Here is a 12,765-nt window from a genome sequence, read left to right as displayed (position 1 = left end):
AGAACCTACGACTAAAAATGTTGAACTCGTATCATTAAAAGGAAAAAATTCTATAAAACTCCAGAATTAATAATAGCTCCCAGACAACCTATCCTCTATAAACACTTTCACATGTTCCTGCTATTGGTTCATAAAAACAATGATTTTTAAATTGACCAGTAAAAGGTTGATCGTACCATGTTGGAGGACATGGAGCATATGGATTAAAATACCAAAGGGCAAATTTCGCTGGATGGTCTCTCCAATAATCCAAATTCTGTTTTGCTAATCTTTTTTCAGAAGATCTCGCTCTTTGATAAAATAAATTTCCTTTTTGAACAGCTTCAAAAGAATAATTTCCACCTTGTACCTGAAAAATGACATCTTCAATTGTTCTTACATCTTTAAAGTCTAAACAATCTGCTACAGCACGATTAACAATTACATTGCCAACATATAACATCCCTTGGTTTCCTTCCGCCTCGGCTTCTGCTCTCATCATCCTTGCCATTAAATCAATGTCTGCATCTCTGTATTTAACTCTTGGCATTTTTCCACCCCCAAAATATAATATGAAAAAAAGCCTACATTGGTGTCATTCTTTATAAAATTAGACTGCTTACAGTTTTAAGTAGGATGAAAACTATGGCATTCTTTTTTATACCTTTATTCAACTATCCTGCATCGATCGTTAGTACAGTAAGGATTACTCATTTTCCGTTTCTAACTCGGTTACTAACTTACATAGATAGCCGACGATATTTTCCCTTTGTCCTTTCTTCAATGTCCTTATTTCCTTCAAAGTCATCAATTCCCTTATTTATAACAGCCCATAATGGTGTATCCCTGTTTTTTGTTTTTTCATCATTGTTTCCTCCTAATTAGATACATTTCACCAATTCATCTACAGGCTTACGTAACCTCATAACGTCGAATATTTACTTTTTCTTTCCCGATACCCCTCCATTACTCAATGGGTGCTAGCTTTGCCTCAATTTCTGCTCGCTTGCCTTCTAAAAATGGTGGTAAGTCGAGCTCTTTACCTAGTGATTCAATGGGTGAATCTACTGTAAAACCTGGACCGTCCGTTGCTAACTCAAATAAGATACCGTTTTCTTCTCTAAAATATAAACTCTCAAAGTAGTAACGATCTGTGATTTTCATTACTTCAAAACCAAAATTTTGAATTCGCTGTTTCCATGCTCGCAGTTCCTCACCGTCTTTTACGCGAATCGCTAGGTGATGTACACTACCTTTTCCAGGCTTTTCATTTGGACCAGCTTGCTCGACAATTACAATTTCACCAAAAGCTTGTCCTTTTACAGATTGGTAGCGTGCTTCATTTGCTGTACGCAAAGCTAGTTCATATCCAAACAAGTTTTCTAATGTATTTGCTAAGCTATCTAGTGATTGTACGGTCATTTCCACTGCACCCATTCCTAAAATCCGATGTTCCTTTACAACTATTGAATCCTCCCAAGACTGCCAAAATGCCGGTACCTCGTCACCATTATTATTTAGTAAGACGAGACGTAGTCCCTCGCTATCTTCAAAATGAAGCGCTTCACGTCCTGCATACATAGTCAGCTCCCCATGTTTCACGTCGAGTACCTCAAATCGTCGTTTCCAATATATTAAACTATCATATGACGGAACTAAAAGCCCAATTTGTGTAATGGCATTCGTTCCTCGCTTTGTTCTGCCTACCATCGGTATTTCAAAGAACGATAGCTCTGTTCCAGCACTTCCTGTTAAATCACCATAAAAAAGATGATACAAACTTGGATCATCTTGATTTACTGTTTTCTTTACTCTACGAAGTCCGAGCACTTTTTGATAAAATTGATTATTTTGCTGTCCATTTTTTGTAATCATTGAAATATGATGATGTCCCGCTATTTTGTTCATCATGCTTCCTCCCTTTCTTTGAAAAATTCAAGATGAATTAATCATTATCTTCCAAATTCTCAGCAAAACCTTCAATCCGCTTGATAGCGTTTTGCTCAGAATTTGTTCAAATTTTATTAAAAACACAAAATGTGCATGTGCCCACGCACATTTTGCTATTTGTAACGATTTACATACTTAAAAGTTACTTACGTACTGTATTTAATGCAGTTGTCCAAGGAATAACTTGGTCTAACATTTGGTTTACTGAAGCTGCTTGAACGTCAGCTGGTTTGAATACTGTACCGTTTTCGAAGTCAGTAAATAGTGATAATGCTGGATGTACGCGAACATGAGCTACAAGTAATTCGCTTAATATACCGCGTAAATGTTCTGTTGCACGAGCCCCACCCACTGAACCGTAAGATACGATACCAGCTGCTTTATTATTCCACTCGTCACGTAAGTAATCTAATGCATTTTTTAAAGCACCTGTGATAGAGTGGTTGTATTCTTGAACGATGAATACGAAACCGTCCTGTTTGGCAATGATTTCTGACCATGCTGCTGCGCCTGATGCATCGCCGCCTGCTTCACCTAAAAGCGGTAATTTGTAATCTGCGATATCGATAATAGTGTAATTCGCGTCACCACGTTTGTCTGCTAGTTCTTTTACCCATTTCCCAACTTGTGGACTAACGCGTCCCTCACGTGTTGATCCTAAGATAATACCTATATTTGATTTTGTCATTGTTTTTTCCTCCTCTTGTTGTGTTCCAAATAATCTATTTAAAAATCCCATTTTCTTATTTCACCTCCTTATAAGTACTCTTTTTCCATTAAGTGTGCTACGAACCGTGTTGATTGGTCGCACCGATGCCTTAATTTGTTCCCGTAGTGAACCCTCTTTTGCGATTTCGCGCATTATCATTACTTTTTCCAATAGTTCTTTAAAATAATCACATTGTGCGTTACGAGCATGAATGGGTCCTAAACCTATAATCGCGAATTCAAGTGGTACTGTACTACTTTGCCAAGGTGTTCCAGATGCAACACCTTCATTGAATTCAGGAAAGCTGTTTTATAAATCTCGTTTGTACTATACCCTTTGGAAGGCTCGGGAAATCAAAAACGGTCTATCCGTTCTGGCACTTCCTTTATCGTCCGCAAACAATTATTGATATGTTTGTAAATCATCATGATTGAACTAATCGCTTAAATTCGTTTTTTTCTGCAGAACTTGTAATTGTTGTTACGTGGTGAATTCCTTATAAATGATTCATAACTTCCCCTCCTACTTTACCCTTACTTAAAGTATCTTAAGTTCGAGATATTAATTTAAAAAAATTTATATTTCTTTCTGCATGATATCTAATTCGTTTAAGGAGTTCAGTGGTAATATTAATTTACTCATCTGTTAACTGTTCAAAGATTCCCTTAAATTCCTTCATGCCATATATCTTTAATTCGAGATAACTTTATCATAAGTGATTGTTCAATGTCAATCCATTTATCCTAATATTATTGTTTTTATAAATTATAGGAAAGAACCTATTTTAAAGCCTTATAAATAGAGCTCCTCATATAATTATTATTTGTTTAGGTTAAAACTAGTTGATACTTATCTAATTAAAATAGACGTACCTAAGTCGATTAGATACGTCCTTCTATAAATTTATATTTGAAACGGGTTTCTTTACTTGTTTCATTACAAATAAAGCTTTCTTACACTGTTACAAACTGTTTTCATCAACTACGATGTATGAGGATTCATATGGAACTCGACTCATCCTGGAAGGCTCATGCTTATCGTTCGGTTGCGTACATCTCCGTAGTAATCTAAACAAAAAAAACTTGAAACGGCGATCTAACCGTCTCAAGGTTTCATATTTATGATGAAGTTAAATCAGATGACTCTGGAGCAACAACAGGCTCACCTGCTTTTAATAATACTTTGTCTCTTCCTAATAACAGACCAAGTATTAACATAAGTAAACCTGTACCTAATAAAATCCATTCCACTCTCATAACATCTGCCATAGGTCCAAAGATGAGCATCCCTATCGGCATCATGGAAGTAGCAATCATCCCAAATACCCCAAATATTCTACCAAGGTAATCACTTTCAACTCGCTCCTGGATTAGTACAGTTGTCGGTGTATTGAATACCGGCATGGACACTCCGAAAATCGCCATAAAGAGTAAATAAGCCCAAAATATCGGCATAATTCCTAGTGCAATTGTACAAATTCCCATAATAATACTGGCATGTGTCATCGTATGCACCTTGTTGGCAAAACCTCCCCACGTGGCAATAATAGCTCCGCCAACCATCATCCCAATCGAAAAGGCAATTTCAATTGCAGTTAATCGCCATACATCATCACCAAAGCTACGTGTCACTTGCAGTGGCGTCAAAAATGCCGCTGGTGCCATCAAAACAAAAAATAACGCGAAAAACAAAAAGAACTTTTTCAAAAAAGCATGATTATTAATATAGGTTAACCCTGCTTTAAAATCACTAAGATAACTTGTCGTCTGTACCTCGGTGGCCTTCGCATGTACCGGAATTTTTAAAAATAGGAGTAAAGTTACAATTGCAATAGCTGCAGTAATGACATCTATAAAGAAAATCATTTCTAATGTAGCCATCGTCAGCAATGCAGCACTCACCATTGGAGAAACGAACATAATAATAGCCTGTATACTTCCGTTAGTTCCGTTTACCTTCGTCAGTTTATCCTCTGGAACTATCTGCGGCAAAATAGCCCCTACTGCTGGACCTTGAATACCTGTTCCTATTGCTCGAACAGCTGCCATAGCAAACAGTAACCAAACAGCCTCGTATCCCATTAAAAAGACAATTGCCATTACGAGAGTTGCAACAGCAATCAGTCCATCTGATAAGATAATGAGTACCTTTCGATTGTATCGATCTGCCCATACTCCGGCAAAAGGCGACAAAATAAAAGTAGGGATGAATCCACATAATATAAACAGTGTCATCATCATTCCGGATTGTGTAGTAAGTGTTATATGCCACATAATCGCATATTGAACCAGTGAAGAACCAAAAAGCGATATCGTCTGGCTACTTAAGAAAATAATAATATTTCTCTTCCAATTTTCATATTCCGTATTCATCTTCTTCACGACCTTTTCTGTATATTTTCTGCATTGAAAAGTTAATGGCCAAGGTCTTTTTTGCTCGAATCAAAAAAGATTAAATACATTAATTGCCCTCATTCTTTTTACAGAAGTAGTATAATAGTTTACTATCTTAGCTTCATTTATATAATATTGATTTAACAACAACTCTATCTATCGGGAAGTACCACTTATCAACTCACGCCTTTTGACAATACAAACATATTAAACTTTTCTTTTATCTCATTTAGAAATTAGCGAATATTTCCCCGAATAATTCCCCAACGAAATATTTCCTGGGAAACCGCAGAATCTAACAAATAACGCTCTTGATTACCTTAAAACTCACCATAATCCGACATCAATATGTTATGTATAAATTCATTCCTCAACAGTCTTTGATTAGAATACAGCCTATATACCCTCAAGTTCAGTGAAGCGTCAAATAGTTTTTTGAGCTTTCTTGACCTTCAAGTGAGTAAATTCATTTTTTCACTAACGTTGCTCTAAAATGTTCTATTATCACATTAAGTTTATCTACCTATTCAAATAATCTTTTAATTCTTGTTCAATTTCTTCACCGCTTACCTTTTCTATCTCTTCAACTTTACCGTTAAAGTGTTTAGAAATACTTAATAGAATTAGAATATCAATCAGTGCACCTGTTGCAATTGGAATAAACATATCGGTCGGCGGTATTAATGACTGCCGGTGTCAAATCATTGAGTATAAAATACCTGCAACACCAAAAATTAAAGTAAAACGCATATCTAACTCTCCTTCTTTTTACAATTCTTCATTCAGATTTAATTTCCTTCTTCAACTAAACTGCGTATATTAGTAAAATCACTAATTATGTCTATTCTTTTAAGTTGGCAATAATCCATTTAATATTACTATTTTAGGGGGAATGGTATTGTTACCGTCAAAAGCATGGTCTTCGTTTGAAGCTGATAAACTAATTGAGGGGTTTTCACTGCAAACGTTGAAGGCATACCAGTTACAGTCTTTGCTACTAATTGGTTATTTTAAGGATGCAGTGATGGAATTGCTGGATACAAATCAACTGAAAGAATATCTCGCTATATCGGGCGAGCAGTTAAAACCAGCCAGTCTTGCACATCGTATCCGCTTTGTGAAATCGTTTTTTCGTTGGTCTCATCCTGTCATTCCCAATGGAAAAAGCGATTTTTGAATTCATGTTTTCTACCGGTTGTCGAATTGGAAAAATAGTTGCGATCAATATAATCATTCTGAAGGCTCAGCCTATTTTTAAAAAGCTTTTTCTGAGTCTCTTTGTTATGCAATTCTCTCCTTTTACGAGAGTATTTAATTTTCATGGGAGTTGAATTAAGAAATCCTCAATACAATAAGAAATCTAAAAATTTAACGCTACTGAACAAGTAAAGTCGTACTTCTTCAATACAAAAAGAACGCTCCAATCGGAACGCTCTTCGCTGTTGATTTAATTTTTTTCTACTCACTGTAGTTTACTGCAGTTGTTAAAATGAAGAACTCTTTTGCATGCTATTCCCAATAATTAGTCATTAGTTCAGTTGCCCACTGAGGCTGTTTTATATCACCTTTTGGTAAAAATTCTTTCATTACAGGTTTTATATCTACAATTGGGGTACCGTCAATTGCATCTAATCCTTTGACTAATAAAGAGTTCCCTTCCTTACTTATTAGCTCGACAATTGTTACCCCTATCCTATTAGGCCGATTTTTTCCCCTTTGTGCAAAAATACCGACTTTAGGATACTCTTTATTATTTCTAGGATGTCTTGAAGAATATTGAATATCTTCCTCTTGAACAAGGTGAAATAAATAAATTATTTCCAAATGACTAAAAGACTCTATTCCATCTAGGCAACTAACATCCAATGTCTTATCTAACTTTATTTCCGAAATCACTTCTCCCCAATAATCATCTTTTGGATTTTTACGTTCATTATAATTTACTCCTATTGATTCAATAGTAAACATATCCATTTCCCCTCTTCCTCTTACAGGAATATAATAACACTCTATCATTTATGAGAAAATTACAAATTATTTATTAAGAGTATTATGAATTTCTTATGTTTGTATATTTCTATTCGCTTATTTTGTATATTCTTATAGAACACTTTATGTTTCAAGTTATATAAACTTAACTAAGAAAGGATAACAAAAAAATATCAACAAATAAGTTTACATACATTAAAATTAGAATTAAGGTCAATAAGTATAAGTTTTTCTCTAGGGGTCCTACTTAAACAAAGTCTATATTTGAACAAAGTCTATATTTGAACAAGTCATTTGTGATGTTCTATGCGAATTTAAACTTTCGATGATTATGAACTCTTCTGAGACAATGGTTGAGTAAGACCAAGTATTTTGCTTTTTGATAGAACAACTACGATTCCTAATAAAATCATTAATATTCCTGCTATAAGGAAAACACCACCCACTCCTATAAACTTTGTTAAAACAGTTCCTACTAATGGAGCAACAACCATTGATACATTAATCATAGCTTCACCTGTGCTAGAAACTCTTCCTAGATAGTTTGAAGGTGTTCTAGACTGCAATATATACCCGTAGGTAACAGAAAATGAAGATACACCTATTCCAATTAGAAACCAAATTGAGATCCATAATATAGGAACATTAGGCAGGATGCCAAATCCTCCAAAACTTAATACAATAATTAATGAACCGGTTACCATTGCTGCAAAACAAATTAATAACAAATGATTTACGTTCTTTCCCCATTGACCAATTAGTAAGGAACCCACTATACTTCCTAAACCAACTGCGCTTATTAAGAAGCCAAAAACTGTTTCATTTAGACCAACTGTTTTTGCTAACAGTGGCCCTAAACTATTAAAGAGAAAGATGACAAAAAAAGCTGCAGCATTAAAACCAATCATTACAAATAGAATACGTATTGAAAAGATAAAATTTAACCCTTCTTGAAACTCTCTAAAAAATTGCCCCTTAGCATTCTTTTGTTTCTTACTTTCCTTTAATTTATTTGACTGTTGTTCGTTATTAAGATTTAATGGCAAGCTATAAATTAGAATAGCAGAAACAATATAGGTAATAGCGTTAATAATAAATGCTCCCGAAGGTTGCATGACGAGTAATAATAGTCCGCTTATTGCTGGTCCGAGAACTTTTGATGTATATATCGAAAGTTGAGACAATGAATTGGCTTGAAGAAGTAAACTTTCTGGAACGATTAATCGGAAAGTTACTTGACGAGATGAATTGAAAAAAGCATTCAATACCCCTCTTAGAAAAACAAGACTTAGTAAAATATAGATATTAGGGGTCCATATAAAACTACATACAATGACAGCACGAAGTAAATCAGAAAATATCATGACATTTCTCCAATTCATTCTGTCGACCAAAACACCAACAAATGGACCAATAAGTACATACGGCAAGCCAATGGAAATATAGAAAAAAGCTAAAGCAGTTGATCCTAATTCCCATTTATACGCAATGAGGACCAATAGAGCAGTGAAGTCTATCCAATTTCCAAAATCAGAAATAACCTGTGCAGCATAAAGCCTTCGAAAATTCTTGATTTTTAAAGGGGCGGCCATTAATTTATTGAACATAAAATCTCACTCCATTCCAATAAAATCATTTTTCCTTAGATTTAGTCACATTAACATTTGAAGCACACGATGTTATATGACAGTCAAAACCTAAGCTCGGTAAAGGATCCACTGAAATATAAAACCCTCTTATCCAATCAAATATATAAACTACAGCAAGCTCTCTTTTATATGACAAACATTTCAATACCCCTAAATAATACCTACCTCATTAAATACCATTTTTTTGAAATTGGTCTGACCACTAATAGTAAATATACAAAAAAATGTCACACAATTCAATATTATTCTGGCCAATATTAAATTTTGGACTAAAAAAGAGAACGACTAAATGTAAGCCATTCCCTATTGAATCATTATCCAAATGGTCTCATTTTCAACTAAACTGACTCGTTAGCTGAACAAAAAATTCTTTACTCTTATTGAAGTAAAACACCCGTTAGCCATCCATGCAGACCTGCTTCTCCACAGAATATGGAAGAAAAATACGTTCTGATTGTAGGTGAACTAGCACATTCATTAAATATGGATAAACAACGTACCAACTGATTAAATCTTACCAAGGATGTTCAGGAATATTTAGCTTACTCATAATTTGATTTTCCATTTAATCAATCTCAATACACGATTTTTTATTTTATCACTTCTTATTGAACTAAACTGCCTGTTAGTAAAAATTCGACTTTTCATTCCCTATTAGTTAAAGAAATGCGAGTATATTAAAATTAAATCATTCTATTGCTAAAATAAAAGACTTTTTCTCCAGAAGAGATAAACAATAATTTTGGATTACATATGGCATTCTTCTTTGAATCCATTCATGGGATTTTGGATTATTTATATTAAACCCAAAAGAACCAATAATACCCAAGATAAAACCTGCACTTATTAGTTGTTCGTCAGCACTATCAATATTTCTTAATGTTTTGTAACCTTCTAAGACTCTTTCTCTAAGATTAGTATTTAAGGAAGCAAGAGTAAGACCGATATCGAATAGATAAAAACCATAACCAGAGAAACCAAAGTCAATTGGAATTACTATGTTGTTATTAACAATAATATTTCCACCTTGAAGATCTGCGTGAATGATTCCCCAGTTATTTTTGTTTTTTGGTGTATCATCAAAAATAAATCGTATATATTTCAAAGTATCTGAAATTATGTCAAAGTGTTCCGAGTTAAATAGATTTAACTTAATTCCATAATGTAACCTATCCATTAAATTAGTGTACTTATTAATATCATAATTTGGCCGAATAAATGGATGCGGGATTGTCCAGTTGCTTGAAAAATTATGTATATTTGCTAATACAACACCTACTTCATGAGCAATATTCAGAGAATTTAATTCCTCCCCTGTGAATACGTCTCCCTCTTTCCAAGTAAGGAGTGTACTTAATGGGCAACAGTTATTATTGGAATCAATAATTGTTGAAACAAAACTGCCGTTCTTATTTTTAATTGGTTGTTGAAGAGGCAAACAAGTCTTATCTGCTAAACTAATAAGCAACTCCATCTCTGCAGTTAAACCTTCATAAGTATGTTGTACCCCCTGAAGTCCAGGAGTAATGGGTATGTGTATACGCAATAAATATTTATTTTTATCTACATTGTTTATTATTCTTATAGTAATGTTTTCATTATGTCTTATGAAAAAAGAGTTATAATCATAAATCCCATACTGACTTAAAGCATTTTTAATTAATTTTTCGTTATAATTATTCATGCTATCCTCCTCATTTAGATTAACTCCTCTTCGTCAACTAGAGCACCCATTAGCTATCTATGAAGCTCTTCTTCACCACAGAATATGCAAGAAAATTACGTACTTCCATGGTAGTTGAATAAGGACCTTCTCTTCTTTTTTACTATTGGAACTTCATTTTGTTTCCAGTATCTTCTAAGGTTAATTATTAATTATACTGATAAAATTAATTGATTTTATTACTTATAGTTGGAGGCAACATGACTGAATTAGCAGAACAACCGTTGACTACTATACTAGCTCAACTAACATTTAGCCCATTTATCATAATGGTAATCTTAGCTCTTGCAGTATTAATAATTTTTAGAAGTGAAAAGGGTTGCATTATGTTTTTTTATAGGATTTGGGCTGTATTTTATATTATTGTTTATTTACTAGCTATCTATTTTTATCTAACAAAGTAGAAATTTTGTAGATAATAACTGCTTCACAATTTGTGTCATATGCGACATTCCATTTCCACTTGCCTTGTTCAACTAAACTGATTCTTTAGTTCAATAAAAAAAGAGCTGTCTAAGCAGCTCTATGCTGTTCAAGTAAAGCACTCGTTAGTTGAATAAGCACTATATATTATTCAAATATTTTTCATAGCAAACACATTCATAAATTCGTTGATTAGTTGTTTTAAATTGCTCAATTTCATCCCCTACGTAATGTGCGAATGTATTGACTAAGTAGAGTTTAGGTATGGTACTTTGAATCCGATTTTTCATATCACTTCCGTCAAAGTAAATATGGTAGTATGAATCGACTTTATTAAAAAACATTTTTTCATACCAATTCTGTACCCAAAAATCATCTCGAGTCCATGCTTCAAATCTATTTAAACCTAATTCGATTGCTCGCTTTTCCGCTTCGTGAAGTAGTTGCTCGCCAATTCCTTGTCGATAAAAATCTGGATGAACCGCAATATGCCAGACCATACCTCCTAAACCTTCTCCCCTTGAACAAACTGTCTTTTCTTCCTTTTCATACTCTACATCAATGAGACCAATAATTTGTCCGTTTAATTCTGCAAACTAGTTCGATTGCAGGATTTTCATAGCTTTCCTTTTTATTTAAAACATTATCAAAGTAAGCTGTATTTAGAAATGATAGCGTTCTACATCGAACCCAACCTATTTCATCAGACTCTTTATATTCACGAATAAACAATTTATATTTTCTCCCCTCAATTCTAAATTTAAGTTCCTGTTGTTTAAAGTTGAAACCATAATCCCCTTTTTATAATCGATCTCGTTTCTGCTTCAATATATCCTCTTAAATTATTCGACTTAGAAAATCATAATCCTCTATTTGAAATTAGATCTTGTTCAACTAAACTGCCCCGTTAGCCTCCCATGAAGCACTGCTTCACCACAGAATATGCAAGAAAATTACGTTCTTCCATGTTAGTTCAAGAACAATTAATCAAATATATTTCCAATATTATCCCAGCCGTATACTAGTTCATTTATTTTCTTGCCAGCAATCTCTACTATAACTTTGTTTATTTGCTTACCACCAATAGCCTCGTAAAACCACCTTGAATTATTATCTTCTAATACAAGTACAAGCATTGTGCTTATTCCTGAATTTTGAATTTCCTTAATTACTGATTTTACGAGGAGTTTTCCTATTCCTTGTCCCTGATATTCTTTTAAAATATAGATAGAGCTTAGTTCTCCCTCATATTCCTTATACTTGCCACTTCTTTCCTTTCCACCTGATGCAAAACCAACAATCTTTCCTTCATCATTCTCTGCTACAAACACATTACCATTTGGAATATTAGCTTCCCAAAATTGTTCTCGTCTTTTATAGGATAAGTTCATTAAGTATTCATTAGGTAGAATACTTCTGTATGTAATTCTCCAGCTGTCTACATGTACTAAAGCTATTCCATTTGCATCAGATAATTTAGCTTCTCTTACTTTCATAAAGACACCCCTTTTCCTATATTTTTATATACTGTGAATCACACGTTTTGTTAAACTAGCCTACCCCTTTAGTTGAATATCTTTCTAGGTTGTCTCCTGACAGCCCTATCCTGCTAAAGCACCCCGTTAGCCATCCATGTAGCCCTGCTTCACCACAGAATATGGAAGAAAATTTACGTTCTTCCATGGTAGCTTACCAAGTATTGTTTTAATATAATTTATTATCATTTTCTAAAGTCACTGCTAAAAATAAATACACAATAATAGATGCTGGACTTGTAAAGAAAAATATCAACCTAACGATTGTAGTAGATATACCGAAAAATTCTGCAATCCCTCCACAAACGCCCCGTAATAACCTATCTTTTGAAGATTTCTTTAATTTTTGCATAATAATACCTCCTTCATATTTTAAAAATTGGACAGTGTTAAATTGATTTGCAAAGCTGAAAGC

10 protein-coding genes and 1 pseudogene are annotated in these 12,765 nt (G+C 33.8%); 1 reads left to right on the top strand and 10 read right to left on the bottom strand.

Annotated elements, in window-relative coordinates; translation table 11 throughout:
* Nucleotides 1–88: 88 nt before the first annotated feature.
* From MHB48_RS08575 to MHB48_RS08560, 4 genes are all read right to left on the bottom strand, one after another.
* On the bottom strand, nt 89–529 hold the full coding sequence (locus MHB48_RS08575) for a cell wall hydrolase (protein WP_340920253.1): 441 nt from the start codon (nt 527–529) through the stop codon (nt 89–91).
* A 416-nt stretch (nt 530–945) separates the two neighbouring features.
* A complete protein-coding gene (locus MHB48_RS08570; RefSeq protein ID WP_342601340.1) occupies nt 946–1,887 on the bottom strand; it encodes a ring-cleaving dioxygenase in 942 nt (313 codons plus the stop codon).
* A gap of 184 nt (nt 1,888–2,071) precedes the next feature.
* Nucleotides 2,072–2,668, bottom strand: a complete 597-nt coding sequence (locus MHB48_RS08565) for an NADPH-dependent FMN reductase (protein WP_342601046.1) — start codon at nt 2,666–2,668, stop codon at nt 2,072–2,074.
* A gap of 1,088 nt (nt 2,669–3,756) precedes the next feature.
* On the bottom strand, nt 3,757–5,010 hold the full coding sequence (locus MHB48_RS08560) for an MFS transporter (RefSeq protein ID WP_342601045.1): 1,254 nt from the start codon (nt 5,008–5,010) through the stop codon (nt 3,757–3,759).
* 919 nt (nt 5,011–5,929) lie between these two features.
* On the opposite strand from MHB48_RS08560, the gene MHB48_RS08555 reads away from it, so the two are divergent.
* Nucleotides 5,930–6,208, top strand: coding sequence for an integrase (locus tag MHB48_RS08555; protein ID WP_342601044.1), 279 nt, complete (start codon nt 5,930–5,932; stop codon nt 6,206–6,208).
* A 332-nt stretch (nt 6,209–6,540) separates the two neighbouring features.
* Here MHB48_RS08555 and MHB48_RS08550 read toward each other — a convergent pair whose 3' ends face one another.
* The 6 genes and pseudogenes from MHB48_RS08550 to MHB48_RS08525 all read right to left on the bottom strand — a co-directional run bounded on the left by MHB48_RS08550 (nt 6,541) and on the right by MHB48_RS08525 (nt 12,702).
* Complete coding sequence (locus tag MHB48_RS08550) at nt 6,541–6,999, bottom strand: SAM-dependent methyltransferase (RefSeq protein ID WP_342601043.1); 459 nt, start codon at nt 6,997–6,999, stop codon at nt 6,541–6,543.
* A 350-nt stretch (nt 7,000–7,349) separates the two neighbouring features.
* Nucleotides 7,350–8,627: an MFS transporter gene (locus tag MHB48_RS08545; protein ID WP_342601042.1), complete on the bottom strand. Its 1,278-nt coding sequence runs from the start codon at nt 8,625–8,627 to the stop codon at nt 7,350–7,352.
* 730 nt (nt 8,628–9,357) lie between these two features.
* Nucleotides 9,358–10,353, bottom strand: a complete 996-nt coding sequence (locus MHB48_RS08540; protein ID WP_342601041.1) for a phosphotransferase — start codon at nt 10,351–10,353, stop codon at nt 9,358–9,360.
* 602 nt (nt 10,354–10,955) lie between these two features.
* Nucleotides 10,956–11,547, bottom strand: a pseudogene (locus MHB48_RS08535) (GNAT family N-acetyltransferase).
* 251 nt (nt 11,548–11,798) lie between these two features.
* The gene (locus MHB48_RS08530) at nt 11,799–12,311 is read right to left on the bottom strand and encodes a GNAT family N-acetyltransferase (RefSeq protein WP_342601040.1); all 513 of its coding nucleotides are present in this window, start codon (nt 12,309–12,311) and stop codon (nt 11,799–11,801) included.
* A gap of 208 nt (nt 12,312–12,519) precedes the next feature.
* Nucleotides 12,520–12,702 (bottom strand): PspC domain-containing protein, encoded by a 183-nt coding sequence (locus MHB48_RS08525; protein WP_342601039.1) that lies wholly within the window; start codon nt 12,700–12,702, stop codon nt 12,520–12,522.
* Nucleotides 12,703–12,765 lie beyond the last annotated feature (63 nt).

The organism is Psychrobacillus sp. FSL H8-0483 (assembly GCF_038637725.1).
Lineage (GTDB): Bacteria > Bacillota > Bacilli > Bacillales_A > Planococcaceae > Psychrobacillus.
Note: the sequence above shows the minus strand (reverse complement) of the source record. Positions and strands in the feature narration are given on the sequence as shown.

Coding starts and splice junctions, on each gene's coding strand:
- MHB48_RS08570 (WP_342601340.1), bottom strand. CDS start 1,887: ATGAACAAAATAGCGGGACATCATCATATTTCAATGATTACAAAAAAT.
- MHB48_RS08530 (WP_342601040.1), bottom strand. CDS start 12,311: ATGAAAGTAAGAGAAGCTAAATTATCTGATGCAAATGGAATAGCTTTA.
- MHB48_RS08565 (WP_342601046.1), bottom strand. CDS start 2,668: ATGGGATTTTTAAATAGATTATTTGGAACACAACAAGAGGAGGAAAAA.
- MHB48_RS08540 (WP_342601041.1), bottom strand. CDS start 10,353: ATGAATAATTATAACGAAAAATTAATTAAAAATGCTTTAAGTCAGTAT.
- MHB48_RS08575 (WP_340920253.1), bottom strand. CDS start 529: ATGCCAAGAGTTAAATACAGAGATGCAGACATTGATTTAATGGCAAGG.
- MHB48_RS08545 (WP_342601042.1), bottom strand. CDS start 8,627: ATGTTCAATAAATTAATGGCCGCCCCTTTAAAAATCAAGAATTTTCGA.
- MHB48_RS08525 (WP_342601039.1), bottom strand. CDS start 12,702: ATGCAAAAATTAAAGAAATCTTCAAAAGATAGGTTATTACGGGGCGTT.
- MHB48_RS08560 (WP_342601045.1), bottom strand. CDS start 5,010: ATGAATACGGAATATGAAAATTGGAAGAGAAATATTATTATTTTCTTA.
- MHB48_RS08550 (WP_342601043.1), bottom strand. CDS start 6,999: ATGTTTACTATTGAATCAATAGGAGTAAATTATAATGAACGTAAAAAT.